At 54.8% G+C, this 17,494-nt stretch carries 16 protein-coding genes; 9 read left to right on the top strand and 7 right to left on the bottom strand.

Annotation, left to right across the window (positions count from 1 at the left end):
- The first annotated feature begins 87 nt into the window (after positions 1-87).
- From NYR02_RS15560 to NYR02_RS15535, 6 genes are all read left to right on the top strand, one after another.
- On the top strand, positions 88-1,572 hold the full coding sequence (locus NYR02_RS15560; protein ID WP_260977273.1) for an imelysin family protein: 1,485 nt from the start codon (positions 88-90) through the stop codon (positions 1,570-1,572).
- Positions 1,573-1,582: 10 nt separating this feature from the next.
- Positions 1,583-3,142, top strand: coding sequence for a di-heme oxidoreductase family protein (locus NYR02_RS15555; RefSeq protein WP_260977272.1), 1,560 nt, complete (start codon positions 1,583-1,585; stop codon positions 3,140-3,142).
- Between the two features lie 11 nt (positions 3,143-3,153).
- Positions 3,154-4,368 (top strand): DUF1513 domain-containing protein, encoded by a 1,215-nt coding sequence (locus NYR02_RS15550; protein ID WP_260977271.1) that lies wholly within the window; start codon positions 3,154-3,156, stop codon positions 4,366-4,368.
- 7 nt (positions 4,369-4,375) lie between these two features.
- A complete protein-coding gene (locus NYR02_RS15545; protein ID WP_260977270.1) occupies positions 4,376-5,461 on the top strand; it encodes an imelysin family protein in 1,086 nt (361 codons plus the stop codon).
- A 34-nt stretch (positions 5,462-5,495) separates the two neighbouring features.
- Positions 5,496-6,680, top strand: coding sequence for an OprO/OprP family phosphate-selective porin (locus NYR02_RS15540; RefSeq protein ID WP_260977269.1), 1,185 nt, complete (start codon positions 5,496-5,498; stop codon positions 6,678-6,680).
- A 169-nt stretch (positions 6,681-6,849) separates the two neighbouring features.
- On the top strand, positions 6,850-7,800 hold the full coding sequence (locus tag NYR02_RS15535; protein WP_260977268.1) for a TIGR00341 family protein: 951 nt from the start codon (positions 6,850-6,852) through the stop codon (positions 7,798-7,800).
- A gap of 20 nt (positions 7,801-7,820) precedes the next feature.
- On the opposite strand, the gene NYR02_RS15530 is transcribed toward NYR02_RS15535, so the two are convergent.
- On the bottom strand, positions 7,821-8,792 hold the full coding sequence (locus NYR02_RS15530; protein ID WP_270049663.1) for a magnesium transporter CorA family protein: 972 nt from the start codon (positions 8,790-8,792) through the stop codon (positions 7,821-7,823).
- A gap of 102 nt (positions 8,793-8,894) precedes the next feature.
- Positions 8,895-11,372 carry a DNA polymerase II gene (locus tag NYR02_RS15525; protein ID WP_260977266.1) on the bottom strand — a complete coding sequence of 826 codons (2,478 nt, stop codon included), beginning with the start codon at positions 11,370-11,372 and terminating at the stop codon, positions 8,895-8,897.
- Between the two features lie 53 nt (positions 11,373-11,425).
- Here NYR02_RS15525 and NYR02_RS15520 point away from each other — a divergent pair, with 53 nt between their 5' ends.
- Both NYR02_RS15520 and NYR02_RS15515 read left to right on the top strand, forming a co-directional pair.
- Positions 11,426-11,770 (top strand): pentapeptide repeat-containing protein, encoded by a 345-nt coding sequence (locus NYR02_RS15520; protein WP_260977265.1) that lies wholly within the window; start codon positions 11,426-11,428, stop codon positions 11,768-11,770.
- A gap of 173 nt (positions 11,771-11,943) precedes the next feature.
- Positions 11,944-12,726: a Crp/Fnr family transcriptional regulator gene (locus NYR02_RS15515; RefSeq protein WP_260977264.1), complete on the top strand. Its 783-nt coding sequence runs from the start codon at positions 11,944-11,946 to the stop codon at positions 12,724-12,726.
- Between the two features lie 277 nt (positions 12,727-13,003).
- Here the strand turns inward: NYR02_RS15515 and NYR02_RS15510 are convergent, their stop codons facing one another.
- Both NYR02_RS15510 and NYR02_RS15505 read right to left on the bottom strand, forming a co-directional pair.
- Positions 13,004-13,768 carry an ATP-binding cassette domain-containing protein gene (locus tag NYR02_RS15510; RefSeq protein ID WP_260977263.1) on the bottom strand — a complete coding sequence of 255 codons (765 nt, stop codon included), beginning with the start codon at positions 13,766-13,768 and terminating at the stop codon, positions 13,004-13,006.
- On the bottom strand, positions 13,762-14,757 hold the full coding sequence (locus NYR02_RS15505) for a FecCD family ABC transporter permease (protein ID WP_260977262.1): 996 nt from the start codon (positions 14,755-14,757) through the stop codon (positions 13,762-13,764). The genes NYR02_RS15510 and NYR02_RS15505 overlap by 7 nt, the downstream gene beginning before the upstream one ends.
- A 32-nt stretch (positions 14,758-14,789) precedes the next feature.
- Between NYR02_RS15505 and NYR02_RS15500 the strand changes: the two genes are divergently transcribed.
- Positions 14,790-15,107: a Rieske (2Fe-2S) protein gene (locus NYR02_RS15500; protein WP_260977261.1), complete on the top strand. Its 318-nt coding sequence runs from the start codon at positions 14,790-14,792 to the stop codon at positions 15,105-15,107.
- Between the two features lie 16 nt (positions 15,108-15,123).
- Here NYR02_RS15500 and NYR02_RS15495 read toward each other — a convergent pair whose 3' ends face one another.
- Genes NYR02_RS15495 through NYR02_RS15485 form a run of 3 tightly spaced genes read right to left on the bottom strand, consistent with a single transcriptional unit; the run spans position 15,124 to position 17,322 of the window.
- Positions 15,124-15,324 (bottom strand): hypothetical protein, encoded by a 201-nt coding sequence (locus tag NYR02_RS15495; protein WP_260977260.1) that lies wholly within the window; start codon positions 15,322-15,324, stop codon positions 15,124-15,126.
- Between the two features lie 37 nt (positions 15,325-15,361).
- Positions 15,362-16,111, bottom strand: a complete 750-nt coding sequence (gene sfsA / locus NYR02_RS15490; protein WP_260977259.1) for a DNA/RNA nuclease SfsA — start codon at positions 16,109-16,111, stop codon at positions 15,362-15,364.
- Positions 16,111-17,322, bottom strand: a complete 1,212-nt coding sequence (locus NYR02_RS15485) for a pyridoxal phosphate-dependent aminotransferase (protein WP_260977258.1) — start codon at positions 17,320-17,322, stop codon at positions 16,111-16,113. Before NYR02_RS15485 ends, sfsA begins: the two co-directional genes overlap by 1 nt.
- Between the last annotated feature and the right edge of the window lie 172 nt (positions 17,323-17,494).

The following is a 17,494-nucleotide window of genomic DNA, read 5'->3' as shown; positions in this document are numbered from 1 at the left end:
TTACAGATGCGCGACAGCCAGCCCAACGTGTGTTGCCCGGCTTACAACTGTCACCGCCATTCATTTCTGCTCAAACAGGACCCGATCATGAAACTGACACAGCTTGCAGCCTGTATCGCCACCGCCACACTGTTGACCGCTTGCGGTGGATCATCCAGCGACTCAGACTCCTCCGTTATCAACCTGCCAAATGTGCAGAAGGTTCTGAATACCAATGCCGATATCGCCCTGGCCGTTTACAGTGATGCCGTCGATACCGCCATCGACCTGAAAGCCGCACTGGCAACCTTCCGTGCAGATCCGACGGACGCCAACCTGGAAGCCGCTAAGAAAGCCTGGCTGGTTGCACGCGAACCTTACGGCCAGAGCGAAGTTTATCGTTTCCGTAACAGCCCGATTGACTCAACAGACTACAGCAGCGAAGACGGTCCGGAAGGCGATATCAATGCCTGGCCATTAGGTGAAGCCCTGATCGATTACGTCAAAACCAACAGCAGCGACTTTGGTACTGACCAGATTGGCGTTATCGCCAACAGCGCTGGTATTAAGGGTAATGGCGCCATTGATGCGGCTCACGCAGCGGCTAACCAGACTGACAACATCATTGGCAACACCAATGTGATCATTAACGCTGATCTGCTGGCCAATACCGCCACCGCCGATGATGAGCACGATGTGATTGCCGGCTACCACGCCATCGAATTTATGCTGTGGGGTCAGGATCTGAACGAGGATAACAACACCACCGACGGTACAGACCGAGATACGGCGGTGAAATCTTATGCATTTGAGCGTGGTGGCCAGCGTCCGCTGAGCGATTTCGTTCCGGGTTTTGATGGCACAAACAGCACTTATGATTTGTCTGTCCCATCCCACCGTCGTCACCAGTTTATGGCCGTTGCAGTGGATAAACTGATTGCCGATCTCGAAGCCGTACGCGATGGCTGGAAAGCCGATGCCACTTACCGTACCGCCTTCACCACGGTGACCAGCGAAGCACAGGCCAAGCAAAAACTGGCAGAAATTCTGACCGGTATGGGGACGCTGTCTGAAGGCGAACTGGCCGGTGAGCGTATGCAGATTGCCTTCAGCGCCAACTCTCAGGAAGACGAACACAGCTGCTTCTCCGATAACACTCACCGTGATATCTGGCTGGATGCAGAAGGCGTGGCCAACAGTTACTACGGTGCCTATGCCGGTTACGACAGCACGCTGGACGGTACCGATAACGTCACCACCCGTGCCATTACCAATGGCTATGGTATTGACGATTACCTGCGCGATGCCGGTAAAGCAGAACTGGCCACCCGGGTTGAAACGGCACTGACCACCACCGCAACCCACTACACCGCCATTGATACCAAGGCCCGTGCCGGTGAACCCTTCGACGTGCTGATTATGACCGCGAATCAGAACCCCAATAACCCGGTCTACAAAACCATTACCGCGCTCAACACCCAATCGGCACTGATTGCAGAAGTTGCCACCACCCTCGGCATCAGTGGCTCGGTTGTTGATCCTGACGCATCCGCCTGTGATACCCAGGATCCACTGGCGTCCTGTGACGAATAATCACTAACCGATGAACGCATTATTGATGCTCAGCCAGCCGGGTTTTACCCGGCTGGCTTTTGTCTTTTCTGCCGTACTGAGCCTGAGTGCCTGCCAGCCTGCTGCGCCATCCGCAAATAACGCAAAGGCAGCAACACAGTCAGCTGTACCTGCATTAAGCGACAGCGAACGCCTGCCCGGAGGCATTGGCAGCAGTGCCATCATGCCTTTTGCCAGCTACGAAAAACCAGTTACCAATTTACCCCTTAGTGCCAAAGCCGACTTTTATGCCGGTAAAGCGCTGGCGCACCAACCCTGGGTAAAAGCGCCGACCGCCACCACCGCACGCGATGGTCTGGGCCCGCTGTATAACGCCCGCACCTGCCTGGCCTGCCACATTAACGGCGGCCGTGGTTCGGTTCCGGCCGATAACAACAGTCCGCTGTTTAATGCATTTCTGCGTCTGAGCCTGCCGGGGTCTGATCCGCTTGCCGGTGTCATTCCTGAACCAGTGTATGGCGATCAGCTGCAAAGCCAGTCAACCGCGCTTTCTCATCAGCTGCGCAGCAGTCAGAACGATCTGGCCAGAGCCGATGAAGTCGCACCGGAAGCCTACGTTTATCTCAATTGGCAGACCCGCTGGTTTACTTACCCCGACGGCCAGCAGATTGAATTGCGCTGGCCCGAAGCCGATATCCGCAACCTGGGTTATGGCCCGCTGCACGAGCACACACTGTTCAGCCTCAGGGTCGCGCCGCCGATTCATGGCATGGGTTTGCTGGAGTTAATTGATCAGGCCGATATTGATGCACTGGCCGATGAGCACGACCGCAATCAGGATGGTATTTCCGGCCGGGTCAATCAGGTCTGGGATGTGCAGCAACACAAAACCGTACCCGGCCGTTTTGGCCTGAAAGCCAACCGCCCAACCATGGCGATGGTGGTCGCCGGTGCCTTTGCCAACGACGTTGGCATCAGTAACCCGCTGTTTCCGGCTCAGCCCTGTACCGACGCACAAACCATCTGTTTGCAGCAAGCCACTGGCAACGATAAACAGGGCAACGATAAACAGGGCAATGATGAGCAGGGCAATGATCAACAGGGAACGGAGCTGCCGCAAAAGCTGCTGCAGCTGGTGATCAATTTCAACCGCAATCTGGCGGTGCCACAACGCCGGGATGCCGATCATCCGGACGTTCTTGCCGGGCGCTCGCTGTTTTATCAGAGCGGCTGTGCGGGCTGCCATCAGCCATCGTTTGTCACCGGCGAAAGCAGCGAATTCCCTCATCTGAGTAAGCAGATTATCTGGCCATACAGTGATCTGCTGTTGCACGACATGGGCGAAGAACTGGCCGACCACCGCCCGGACTACGCCGCCGATGGCCGCGAATGGCGGACACCACCGCTGTGGGGACTGGGCCTGAGCCAACAGGTCAATGGCAGCACGACCCTGCTGCACGATGGCCGCGCCCGCTCAGTCGAAGAAGCCATTGTCTGGCACGGCGGTGAAGCCCTTGGGGCACGCCAGACCTTTGTTAATCTGCCGGCCGATGAGCGCAAGGCTCTGATCCGCTTTGTACAATCGCTGTAAGTGGAATGAATATGAAATCCAGATCTTCAGCTTCAACGGCGACTGACCTGCATAAACAGGGTCAGCAACGCCGCCAGACCTTAAAAACACTGCTGGCTCTGGGCCTTACACCGGCAACCGCCAGCTTGCTCAGCGCCTGCAATAAAGCACCGGATACATCCGCCGCTGTGCAGGAATTCTGGGTATCCGCCCAGGGACGTGATGCCAGCCAGTTCGGCCTGGGGTGGGTGCAGCCAGAGGCAGGCTATGCCAGTCAGAGCGCTCATACCGCAGTCAGTGGTTTCCGCGGCCATGGCGCAGTACAGCATCCATTGCGTCCGGATGCCGTGCTGATGGTCTCACGCCAGCCCGGCACCGAGTGCGTGGAGGTTAACCTGCTCAGTGGTGAGGTAACGGCCCGCTTTGCCTGTCAGCCCGGCCGTCACCTGCATGGTCATGCCTGCTTCAGTGCCGATGGCCGGCAGCTGTTCACCACAGAGTCTGATTTTGTCTCCGGTCTGGGAAAAATCGTGGTCCGCGATGCCAGTACCTATCAATGGCTGGGGGAGTTCGACAGCCATGGCATTGGCCCGCACGAATTAAAAATGATGCCCGATGGAAAAACACTGGTCGTCGCCAACGGCGGTCTGCGCACCCACCCGGACAGTGGGCGTAAAATTCTTAACCTCGATACCATGCGTTCCAGCCTGAGCTACCTGCGCGCCAGCGATGGTGTATTGCTCGACGAACAGACACTGACCGAAACCAAAGCAAGTATCCGCCATCTGGATATTGCCGCCGACGGTACTGTCGCCGTTGCCACACAGGTGCAGCGTGCCGCCATGGCAGACAACCATATTGTTGCTCCCGGTGCTGTCCATTCTCCGGGTAAAACATTGCAGCCGCTGCCAGCCCCCGTGCCGCTGCTCAGTCAGTTTAACGACTACATGGGCAGTGTTGCCGTGCATAACGGCGAGCGCATTGCCGGCTTCAGCAGTCCGCGTGGCAACCTGGTCGCTTTCTGGCATCTCGACCGTCATGAATTACTCGGTTATCACGCTTTTCACGATGTTTGCGGCCTGACGATAAGCCATGACCAACGCTATTTTGTGTTGTCCAATTCCGCCGGCCAGCTGCGCCGTATTAATGCCAGAACGCTGCAGGAACAGCCCGACCTGCGGCTGCAGATTTCTGCAATGCACTGGGACAACCACATGATTTCTTTAACCCTGAACACCACCAGTTGAGCAATCCATGAATTTTTTATTGTTTCGTTCACTCGTATTTTCTGCTGCTGCCGGATTGTTATTAACCGCCTGCGGTGGAGAACGCGTTAATGACCCGGTAACCGTCACGCAATCATCACTGGATAAGGCGCTGCAGGAACTGACCGACAACAGCATTATTCCGGCGGTTAATGATTTTGCCAGCCAAAGCGCTGCATTAACCAATCAGGCTGAAGTGTTCTGCAGCGCCCCGGATGCCGCCGGACTGACGACTCTGCAACAACAATGGCGTACGCTGGCCGACAGCTGGTATCACTTATTACCGTTAAATTTCGGCCCGGCCGACGATGATCTGGTATTTCCGCCATACATTTATATCGACTCCCTGCGCCAGCGTGGTAATAACTACAGCGCCACGGTCAGAAGTGAAATCAATACCCTGCTGGGCAACACTACAGAATTAAACAGCAGCTACTTTGATAACCGTAATTTTCAGTACGTGGGATTACTGGCGTTGGAAATTGCCATCTTTGAACGCGCCTCTGATGCCAGTAAAAACACCACCGATATTGTTGCTGAATATCAGGCCCAGCCACGTAAATGCGACATTATCAGCGGCCTCAGCAACGCACTGCAGGTTAAAGCCGATTACATCCGCAGCGGCTGGACGCTGAATCACAAAGCCACTGGTAAACCTTACCGTGAGTTATTTCTCAGTAATCAACTGGATGATGGCACCCCTGCCCTGACCCAGTTACTGACCAGCGCGCAGGAATTTCTCGATTATTTACAACAACGCAATGTCGCCACCGTTGCCGCACAAAGCAGTGGTTACAACTGGCCGCTAATGGCCACCGCTATCGATAGTATTGAAGAAATTTTACAGGGCAACAGCGCCAGCACCCTGAGCCTGTTCTCTCTGATGACTGCCGCCGGTTACGACGCTGCGGTCAGTGCTGTGCGCTCGAATATTGCAGCCGCAAGGGAAAACATCAGCAATCAGGATGCCCTGTTATTTAAATCCTCGGCGGCGCAGTTGGATGGCAATTTTAAACGTGAAATTCCGGACGGGCTGGAAGTTGATCTGGGCATCAACTTTACCGACGGCGATTAATTTTTTTAAATTATTTTATAAGGGCAGATAGTCAATGAAAGCCAACCTGAAAAAACACGCCGCCCTGTTAGCCGGTGCGGTCTTACTGGCCAATACACAACTGGTTCAGGCTGATGATCAGCAAACCATTATCGAGCTGCAGAAGCGTATCGAACAGCTGGAACAAAGCATGAACGAACGCCTGAATGCGATGGCCGACAGTATGGACAGCGTGGCCGCTCAGCAATCTTCCGGGGCAAATAAAAACGTGCATATCGGCGGTTATGGCGAAATGCATTACAACCATCTGGATGTCGATGGCACCGATACCCGCCAGATTGATTTACACCGTATGGTGCTGTTTTTTGGCTACGACTTCAGCGACCGCGCCCGCTTTGTGTCTGAATTTGAAGTGGAACACACGCTGGTCAGCGATGGTGCCCGTGGTGCGGTAGAAATTGAACAGGCCTATGTCGAACTCGACCTGATGAGCAATATGCAGTTCCGCAGCGGTGTGATGCTGATGCCGGTCGGCATGATTAATGAAACCCACGAGCCACCGACGTTTTACGGTGTTGAGCGCCCGGTGATTGAAACCACCATTATTCCGACCACCTGGTATTCCGCCGGTATCAGCATTACCCACCAGCTGGATAATGGCATCAGCTACGACCTGATGATTTCTGAAGGTCTGAAAACCGATGACCCAACCTACAACAACGATGCTGATCCGTTTGACCTGAAATCCGGTAAGCAGAAAGGTTCTTTTGCCGATGCCTTCGATCTGGCCGTGACCGGGCGCGTTGTTTATCGCGGTACCGCCGGTCTGGAACTGGCGGCTTACGCGCAGTATCAGCCCGACCTGGACCAGAGCGCAGAAATTTCTTATGCCGACGATGCTACACTGGTGGGCGCCCATGTGATTTATCAACTGGGTGATATCACCACCAAAGCACTTTACGCGCGCTGGGATCTGGGAGGCGATGCCGCCGATGCCGCCGGAAAAGCCGTACAGGATGGTGGCTATGTTGAAGTGAATTACCGCCTGAACGAACAGTGGGGCTTTTTTGGCCGCCAGAGTGCCTGGTCACAAAACGACGATATGAACGCCAGCCAGAGCGATGCCGGGGTAAACTACTACCCGGTTGAAGGCATTGTGTTTAAAGCGGACATCCAGCAACAGAATAAAGACGCCGGTAATGCCGATGGCTTTAACCTGGGTATGGGTTATATGTTCTGAGCCGCTGCTGCAGAGCAAAAATGCCGGTGCGGTTTTCCGCCCCGGCATTTTTTATGCGCATCAAATGGGCAATGATTGCCCCTGAGCCGATATAAGTCCTATTCGTTTATCAATAAAAAACGTTAGGATAACATCCTTTTTACCCGGCCTTTCCACAGGGGAGCTGTTTATGCTGATTATCGAAGCCGTTGCTCCGGCCTCTACCGAAGACGACATTCTGCGTCTGGCTAAGCGCAATGACGTCAGCGACGTCTGGATCAGCGGTCAGCGCGAAAACCAGACCGTGATTAAAATTCTGCTCAGTAACGATAAATCGCAAAAAGTACTGGATCAGTTGCAGAAGCTGATGGAAGGCAAAAATAATTTCCGCGTATTGGTGTACCCGCTGGATCTGGCATTACCCAACGAAAGTCTGGAAAAAACCCGTCTGACACGTGAATCCCTGTATAACCAGCTGAGTCGGGAAAGCCGCCTCGACTGGCATTTTATTATGCTGGTGATCTTATCCACCATCGTGGCGGCCATTGGCCTGATCGAAAATAACGTCGCCGTTATTATTGGTGCCATGGTGATTGCTCCGCTGCTGGGTCCTAACCTGGCGCTGTCGCTGGCGACCACTCTGGGCCATGTGAAAGAAATCAAACAAGCACTGATTACCCTGTTTTCCGGCATTGGTATTGCTCTGGCGATTGCCTGGGCTATCGGTTGGCTGTATCCGGACATTGCAATCAGTGAAGAATTACTCAGCCGTACCCACGTAGGCCTGAGTAGTCTGGCCCTGGCTCTCGCCTCCGGTGCGGCAGCGGCGCTATCTATTACCACCGGGGTTTCGTCGGTGCTGGTTGGCGTTATGGTCGCCGTCGCGTTATTACCGCCAACGGTAACATTGGGCATTATGGCCGGTATGCAGGCCTGGGAATCGGCCTACGGGGCACTGGCGCTATTACTGGTGAACATTGCCTCGGTCAACTTTACCGGCCAGCTCACCATGCGCCTGAAGGGTATTAAACCGCGCGAAGAAAAATTCCAGACCATCTCGCTATGGATATTTTCCCTCGGTATTGTTTTCTGGCTGGGTCTGTTGGTGTTATTAGTGCGCCTGATGCCCGACCTGGTGTAATGCCAACGTGCTGCGCTGGCTCAGAGCCAGCGCTTCTTGCGGAACAACCACATCAACCCCGTGGCCAGTAATCCCATACATCCCAGCAGAATAAAATAGCCATCCTTAAATTTAAGTTCCGGCATATAGTCAAAATTCATACCGTATAAACCGGCCATAAAACTCAGCGGGACAAAGATCGCAGTAATCACCGTCAGTACACGCATGGTGCTGTTCAGCTGGTGTGAAGTGATGGAAATATAGCCGTCCACCAGATCACCACACAGCTCATAAAACATCTGAGCCAGACTGTGCAGACGCTCAAAACGATCATGCAGGTCGTTAATCACATGGCGCATTGCTTCGTCATCAGGGAAAAATGCATACTCACCGGTGCGCAATTCATCGGTGATATTTTTGTGATAATTAAACGTCCGGCGTAACTTAACCAGGCGCGATTTATAGTTCATCAGCTCACGCATATGATCATCACTGCCGGCTTCCGACAGCTCATCTTCCAGATCCCCCAGGCGTTCTTCAAACACGAGAATGTTATCCAGATAAATACCCGCCGACGTGTGCATAATTTTCAATGCCAGCTGTGCCGGGCTGCGCTGCAGATAAATACCGCCATTATCCGCCATCAGACGATCAATACTCTGCGCCGCCTGCGGATGACGGGTTAATAAAAAACGCTCGCCGATAAAAAACGAAACCGACTGCCCGGTATAGTTCAGACCCGCGTCAAAGCCGGCGATGCCGCGGTACAAAATAAATATATGATCCGAAAATTCTTCCAGCTTAGGCGGATGACGATCCCGCACGGCATCTTTAATGGCTAACGGGTGACAGCCAAACGCCTGCAGGATATCCAGTTCCAGCTCGGCGTCAGGTTGTTGACTGTCCACCCAGATACGGCTCTCCGGCTGTTGTTGCCAGAGCTCAATCAGTTCCGCACCACCCGTGCTGATCTGTCCTTGTGCGTTAATTAATATTGTCCGGATCACGATCATCCCCTCAGAGATATTGGCCATTGCTCTGCGCAACGGTCGGATAAAATACGGTTAGAGTCAATTACGCTGTCGCGCTAAACCGCATTAAGGTACAGCAGAAACTCAGAACAACGCCAACTGCTGCCCGGCCAGTGCGGAGAAGTCATCGTCGGTGTAATGAAAAATAGCATCGGCCGTCGGTTTTAGCTGCTTTTCCAGATAATGATGGTAATCCACTGTCCCGCCTTTGCTGCCATCCGGCCACACCGGCTCTGGCCCGCTCACCGTCCAGCGATAGGTAATCCAGCCACCGCGTTCAGCAAAGCGCGATGGCAAACCTTTCAGCGTCAGCCATTGCTCCAGCTTTGCCGCCGCCTGTGCATGGGGCGGAATATTTTTCTGATACGCCGGCAGTGGACGACGCAGACGCTTGCGGTACGTCAGCAGGTGATCCAGCTTGCCGCTGAGTAAATTCTGTACCTGTTCGCGCAGCCAGTCCTGATACGGTTCATGTAAAAAAATACGCCGGTAAAGCTCGGTCTGAAACTGACGCGCCAGCGGTGTCCAGTCAGAACGTACCGCTTCCAGTCCTTTGAATACCATCTCATCATTACCGGCGCTGTTCTTAATCAGCCCGGCGTAACGTTTTTTACTGCCGGTTTCTTCACCACGGATAGAGGGCATAAAAAAGCGCCGGTAATGGGTTTCGTATTCCATTTCCAGAAAGCTCTCGGTGCCAAATTCCAGAGGCAGGCGCTCGCTCCACCAGCCATTCAGATCGCGCACCAAACGCTGGCCAATGTCATCCGCCTCGGCGTCGGTGACGCTGCGTTTAAGCCAGACAAAAACCGAGTCGGTATCGCCGTAAATAACATCAAAACCCTGCTGTTCAATCCAGGCCGAACTTTGCTGAATAATCTGATGGCCACGCAGAGTAATTGAGCTGGCCAGACGGGTATCGTAAAAACGGCAACCATCGGAACCGAGCACGCCATAGCAAGACGCCATAATGACCTTGATCGCCTGGCTCAGCGCTTTATTACCGGCTTTTTTTGCCTGCTCGCGTTTTTCACCCAGAATGCGGATCAGGTCAGGAAGAATGTGTTTCTGCTGATGAAAACGACCGCCGAAAAAGCCCGGAATGGTACGCTGTTCCTGTTCGCTGTCGTCGTCCAGCAACAGGCCTTCGGTCAGCCCCATCGGGTCAATTTTAAACGTACGGATAATCGACGGGTACAGACTCTTAAAATCCAGTACCAACACATGCTCGAATAATCCCGGACGCGAATCCATTACATAGCCACCGGGGCTTTTCTGCGCGTGATAGCCTTCGCCGATATTGGGTGCCACAAACCCCGCGCGGTGCAGGCGCGGTAAATACATGTTTTCAAACGCGGCGACCGAACCACCCATACGGTCCATGCTGAGGCCGGTCATGTGAGCCCGTTCGATGGTAAAATTCAGCAGGTCGGCTTTTTCAAAGATGCGCCAGACCAGCTCGCAGTCTTTCAGGTTGTAGGCCGCTAATGCGACTTTATCGTGCATGAACAGATGCTCAATATCGCCACCACGGTCATCGCCGTGCAGCAGCTTGCTGTCCCCGAGAAAATACTGGGCAACATCATTCAGGGCAAAACTCTCAAACTGCCAGGTGGCATTGCGCAGCAGATCAATACCATCCAGCACCACGCGTCCGGCTATGTGTAAAAAAATACGGTCGGGATTATTGGCACTGACACGCCAGCTCAGCTCGCTGCCGTCGCGGCCAATGGCGAATGGAATGTTGTGCTCGGCACATTTGCGCCGCAAAAAATCGAAATCAAACTGAATGACGTTCCAGCCCATGATCACGTCCGGATCATAGTCGGCCATTAATTGCAGAAAACGCTGCAACAGCGCGACCTCGTCGGCCACCAGTTCCAGTCCGTCATGCTTTTCCGGTTTATCGCCAACCAGTTCCTCACCAACCAATTGCTCGCCAACCAGGCCTTCGTCAATCATCACCACCTGTTGCCAGTCATCGCCATAAAATCCAATGGAAAACAGCCGGTCCGGTTCACCCCGGCGCGGAAAGGAGGTTTCTATATCCAGTGACAGACAACGAAAAGGCGGCAAAGGGTCGTTTTCGGGCTGCGCTTGTGGCGGCAGTGGTTTCTGAATCCGTCCTTCCTGCAAATGCAGAAACGGTCGTTGTTCATCGGCCGTGACCCCGGACGGCAAACGCGCGGCACCATAAATAAAGCGCTCCATCAGGTAACGGTCAGTCGGGCGAATGTCGACTTCGCGACAAGTAATGCCCTGCTCGAGCAATACATCACGCCAGCGATAGGTGTAAGAAGATGGTAAATAGCAGGCACTGGACGGCTGCGCAGAAAAACTCTGCAACGCCACATCGGCAATACGCACCGGCCAGTTGAGGGTGCGGGCAATATCCGCTGCACGGGACGCATGCTCACGGTCAATAAAACAAACGGCGGGGTGCGCTATCTGCTGACGCACAGGGCCACGCGCGCTGTGCCACCAGAAGGTCAGCACGGTGCGCAGGCCGTCGGCGTCCTGAATGTCCGTCCAGCTGCTGGTCAGCAGAAAAGCGTTAATCATAAGGCGATCTATACTTGAAAGAACGGAGTTTACCGTAAATAAGGAATATCCCTATGCCCACTCCCAACATAAGTCAGGACCCGATGTATCAGCTGCTGCGCAATGACAATGTGCCAGCCTTTAATAAAGCACGCGAAGAGGGCAAAACCTGCGATCTGCGCGGATGTGATTTACGCGGTCTGGATCTGCGTAACATTAATCTGAAAGGTATGGATCTGACCGATGCTTACTTCCGTGGCTCCGATCTGCGCGGCATCGACTTCCGCGGCTGCCGTATGGACGGTGTCAGTCTGGCCGACGCCAAGATCAGTGGCTGTTTTTTCCCCAGCAGTTTACCGGCTCAGGAAATTCTGTTGTCGGTGAGTCATGGTATCCGCCTGCGTGATCAGGCGCAGTGAGAGTATTTCCGGCCCCGTCTCGGCCAATCATTTAATCCGTTATAAAGCGCCGCTTGATCTGGCTGAACCTTTTGCGCAATTTCAGACATAGCTGGTTCAAGCCTGCGGGGTTTTGCTGTACATTCCGGTGATCAATGACAGGATTGCCCGAAGAGGCAAAATGTGGGGAAAGCATGTTTTTGGTTGGTAAACCATCAGACACCATAGAACAGTTAATTAACCGGATTTCGCATCTGGTGCGGTTACTGCTGGAAGGCTTTGAACTGAGTGACACTCCCATCACGCTGGAAAGCGTCGACGATCTTTATGAGCATTTCGATCGCGATCAGTTTTTTCTGATCCAGGACGGCATGCTCCATCTGAGCAAAAACGGCCAGAATCTGGTGGGTTTTGATGAAGGTGACCTGATTGGCATCGTCCACTCTTTCGACCTGCCACTGCCGGTGCTGCGTACCGATGAATACGTAGAACTGATCCCTATCGACCGTGACCGCTTCCTGCGTCATGTGTATTCCGACAAACGCCGTCAACATTACTGGAGCCACTTTCTGGTTTGCCAGAATGCACTGCTGCTGAACTATCTGGCTGATACCTTTAAAACCCAGGTGCGGCCAACCGCAGGCTTCCAGAATATTCAGCCCGGCGATGTCATCATTCAGCAAGGCGATCCGGCAGAACATGTGTACACCATCATCAGTGGTGAGGCCGATGTGTTTGTCGATGGCGTTAAAGTCGGCGACATCGGTGAAGAAGAAGTGTTCGGTGCAATGGCCGTATTTACCGGCGAACCGCGCAGCGCTACCGTGATTGCCCGCACGCCGTGCACCATTATGGCAGTACCGCAGCATGACTTTATTCTGCTGATTGAGGCACAGCCTAAAGCCGCCGTGAATCTGATCGAGAACCTGGCGCGTCGCATCACGCTGATGAATCAACAGCTGATCGACAAAGAATAAAAGCACCGCAGCAAACCGGGTAAAGCCAAAAGCCGTGACAGTGTTCTGTCACGGCTTTTTTGTGCCTGGCGCTCAGGGGTTTAAATATAAATGAGAATTATTATTGACAGCGGTTTTGAGAATCATTATTGTTTGCTTATCGACGTCAGAGATGGCGGCGGTGTTCAACACCTCATTCAGTTGTTGGGGTGGTGATCTCTCTCATCAAGCTAATCACGGTTGCTTTGCCCCTCTCTCTTTCAGAGTCGAGGGGCGTTTTTTTATCGGTCTTAACCGCCTAAACCCAGTGCAGATAATCGCCTTCCAGCAGCGTTTCCACGCAAAATGTCTGCGTCACCTGCCCGGCCGTTAACACCTCACGCGCCGGACCATCGGCGACCAATCGTCCACAGCACAGCAATAACACCCGGTCGGCGTAGCGCCGCGCCAGATTCAGATCATGCACCACCATCAGCACGCTCTTACCCGTCGCGGTGAGCTGCCGTATCTGGCTCATACATTGCTGCTGATGGCGCAGATCTAGCGCGCTCAGCGGCTCATCCAGCAACCACAGCTGACTATCAGCCTGATTAACCTGAATCCAGCTGCGCGCCAGCTGGCAACGCTGTTGCTCACCACCCGACAGCAGGCGCACATCACGGTCGGCCAGATAATGAACATCCCAGGCCTGCATCGCCTCATGCACCTGCGTGCGTAATTCCACCACCGAAGTGCTGTGCGCCAACCCGCCCAGCTGTACCACTTCACTGACTGACAGCGGAAAGTTCATCGGACTCAGCTGCGGTACCAGCGTCACCCGTTGCGCCCAGTCACTGCGTTGCCAGCTGACGGTATCCGCCGCCGCAAATTGCAGAACGCCACAATCAGGGCGTAACAATCCGGCCAGCATATTCATCAGTGTCGATTTACCCGCCCCGTTGGGGCCAACCAGCATCACCAGCTCACCGGCGGCCAGAGAAAAGCCGACATCATCGACAATGGCAGCACCACCGCGCGTCAGCCCCAGGCCCGACGCCTGAATCAAGGTTGTCGGCGTCACCATGCCAGCCTCTTCTTCTCACGGATCATCAGGGCAATAAACAAGGGCGCTCCCAGCAAAGTCGTGACAATGCCAATCGGCAACTCAGCCGGTGCCACGATCACCCGCGACAGCATATCCGCAGCCACCAGCAGACAACCGCCCAACACCACCGCCAGCGGCAATACCCGCTGATGCGCCGCACCGGTTAACAGCCGCGCAATGTGCGGACTGATCAGGCCAATAAAGCCAATCACACCACTGGCCGATACCGCCAGCGCCACACAGAGCGCGACCCAGATCACCACCTGCCATTGCAGGCGGCTGACCGACACGCCCAGCGAGCGGGCTTCGACCTCGCCCAGCAACAAAGCATCCAGACTGCGTAAACGTTTTGGCCAGAAGATCACGGCGCCCAGCAGCACCGCACTCATCGCCCCGACCCAACCCCAGTTGGCACCGGACAAACTGCCCAGCGACCAGAAAGTAATCTGACGCAACGCATCGTCGCTGGCCATATACGACAACAGGCCGATCAGCGCACTGGCAAGAACATTGACCGCAATCCCCGCCAGAATAAGAAAGCTCATGGCATGCAATGAGCTGCCCTGCAATCCCAGACGCAGCACCAGCAACAGCGCCACCACACCACCGGCAAACGCAGCGATGGGCTGCGCCCAGTAAGGCAGCGCCAGACCCGCGGCCTGCAGCACCACAAACAGCGCAGCTGCCACCGCCGCACCACCGGATACACCGATCAGCCCCGGATCAGCCAGCGGGTTACGCACCATGCCCTGAATCAACACCCCGGCCCAGGCCAGCAAAGCCCCCACCAGAAAGGCCATCAGCACCCGTGGCAGACGGATTTGCCAGAGAATGGTCTGGCCGACGTCGGTGTTTAACAGCCAGTCGATGCTTTGACTGCCGCTGGACAGGCCCAGCAGAATAAAGATCAGTGGTAGCAGCAGGCATAACAGCAGGATATGCTTGCGCCGCTTCAGGGCGGTGTTCATCGCAGGAATTAACTCAGGCTGCAGGAAAGAATATGCGGGCATTGTGCCACACAGACACAATTGCGGAAGGACAGAGTAAAGGTTTTGAACTCGAAGGCCAGTCGGTCTTTGTGGTGCGCAAGCTCGATCAGTTCTTCGTGTATCACAATCAATGCCCGCATCTGGGCATTAACCTGGAATGGTTACCGGACCAGTTTCTCGACAGCGATGGCTGCCTGATTCAGTGTGCCATGCACGGTGCGTTGTTTCTGATTGAAGATGGTCAGTGCATTGCCGGCCCCTGTCAGGGCCAGCGTTTAACCGCCGTAGCGCACGAAATCCGCGAAGGGCAGATCTGGATAAGCCTTTAACGCTGCGCCGTGGCGCTTACTTTTTCAGCTTATCAATACCGTCCTGCAGTACGTCTTTGCTGCCTTCCAACAAATCAGAACCACCGTCTTTGAGGCGATCAACCAGCGCATCCGATTGCAGTGGATTTGCAAAAGGATCGCGGTCACGGATCAGGTTGGAACCAATCCAGGCGCCCAGCAACAGCCCGATAATCAGAATAATAAGATTGCGTTTCATGTAGTTACCCTGTTTTTTAAATGGATTTTGTTTAACCTCAGCCGCCAATGTCTACCGGTAGCCGTTTTCCTAATTCCAGACCGCGCTCATCGGCATAAAACTGTGCCTGATAGGCCAGCACTTCCACGCCCTGCTCCACAACTTCGGCCAGCGCCGCCGCATAAGCCGGATCAATCGCCCGCGCCGGACGCACCCGCGCAATCCCCTCATGCGGTACACAAAACAACAGCACGGCACGATAACCCTGTTGGCGCAGTTCAGCCAGACGGCGCAGATGCTTCAACCCACGGGCGGTCACCGCATCCGGAAAACTGCCCCAACCATCGCTGGCGTCCGGATGCTCAGGCTGAGGGCAATCAAGCAGCGTGACACTTTTCACCTCAACATACACGGCCGACGTTTCCGCCTGCAGCAGGAAATCCAGCCGTCCGTCAGCCACCTTAGGTTCGGGCTGAATCTGAAAATCCCCCGCCAGCTCAGCAATGTTTCCGGCGGCCAGCGCCTCGGCCACCAGCTGATTGGGCCGGGCGGTATTGATGCAGGCTTTGTAACGTCCGGCGATTTCCACCCATTCCCAGCTGTAACGGTATTTACGCTTCGCGGCGACCCCGGACGGTAACGAGTCCCACAACCACACGCGACTGCCGGGTTCGGCGCAGTGTTTCATCGAGCCGGTATTGGGGCAGTGCGCGGTAATTTCTTCGCCACTGTCGAGCACAATATCGGCAAGAAAGCGCTTGTAGCGTTTGATTAACCGGCCACCGACCAATGGACCATCGTACTGCATCAGCGTGTGCCGTCCGCGCGGTTATTAAGCCAGGCTGCTAAGCGGGCCACGGCTTCCTGTAAACGTTCCAGGCGGGTGGTAAAGGCAAAGCGCACATGACTGCCGGCCTCGTGTTCACCAAAATCCACACCCGGTGTAATCGCCACGCCGATTTCACGCAGCACCTGCGAGCAGAAGCTCAGACTGTCGCTGGTAAAGCGGCTGGCGTCGGCATAAATATAAAACGCACCGTCGGGTGCGACCGGCACAGCGAAACCCAGCGGCGGCAAGGCCTGCATTAAATAGTCGCGGCGCTCGGCCAGCTCGGCCCGGCGCTGCTCCAGAATGGCCATCGTCTCTGGCTCAAAGGCCGCCAGTGCGGCGTACTGCGCCGGTGTTGGCGGTGCCAGAAAGAGGTTCTGCGCCAGCGTATCCAAATCCGGCACCCAGGCTTCCGGCACCACCGCCCAACCCAGACGCCAGCCGGTCATACCGAAAAATTTGGAAAAGCTGTTCAGTACCACGGCGTCATCTGCGACCGACAGAACCGTTTGTGGCGCACTGGTGTAATTCAGTCCCTGATAAATTTCATCGACCCACAGCTCACCCTGCTGCTCACGTACCGCCGTCGCCAGCGCACTCAGTTCGTCCAGCGATAACACCGTGCCGGTCGGATTAGCCGGTGATGCCACCAGCGCCACCTTGGTGTCAGCCGACCAGTGCTGACGCACATCGGCGGCCGTGAGCTGGAATTTCTGCGCCGCATTACAAGGCAGCAACTGGCCACGGCCTTCAAACACGCGGGCAAAATGGCGGTTACAGGGATAGCCGGGATCGGCCAGTAAAATCTGCTGTCCCGGATTGAGCCGTGCCGCCGTTAACAGCAGCAAAGCGCCGGAAGCTCCCGGTGCCAGCACAATACGCTTTGGGCTGATGCGCACGCCAAAACGATCAAAATAGTAATCCGCCAGCTTCTGCCGCAGTTGTGGCAGACCCAATGCCGGGGTATAACCGGTCTTACCGGCGTTCATCGCTGTAATGGCGGCATCAATCATCGGCTGTGGTGTCGGAAAATCCGGTTCCCCCACTTCCAGATGAATAATGTCCTGCCCCTGCGCCTGCAATGCCTGAGCTTCGGCCAGAATGGCCATAACCTGAAAGGGTTTAATGTCTGCACAACGACGGGCAGGAGCGTGAGAAACCGGGGTGGCCGGAGCCTGATTGGTGGACATAACAACTCAACTATCAATAAAAACAGATAAAAACAGGTAAGAATGAGTAAAGAAAACAACAAAACAGTCGCTCTATTGTGCCAGATGACTGACCAGCAGCAACAAAACCCTGCGGAAATAGTTGGCGCTTGGCATGTTATCTGATAGTTTCCCCGCCTTATCATTTGGAGCC

The organism is Thalassolituus pacificus (assembly GCF_025318105.1).
Taxonomy (GTDB): Bacteria; Pseudomonadota; Gammaproteobacteria; order Pseudomonadales; family Oceanobacteraceae; genus Venatoribacter; species Venatoribacter pacificus.
This window is presented reverse-complemented; position numbering and strand designations above follow the sequence as displayed.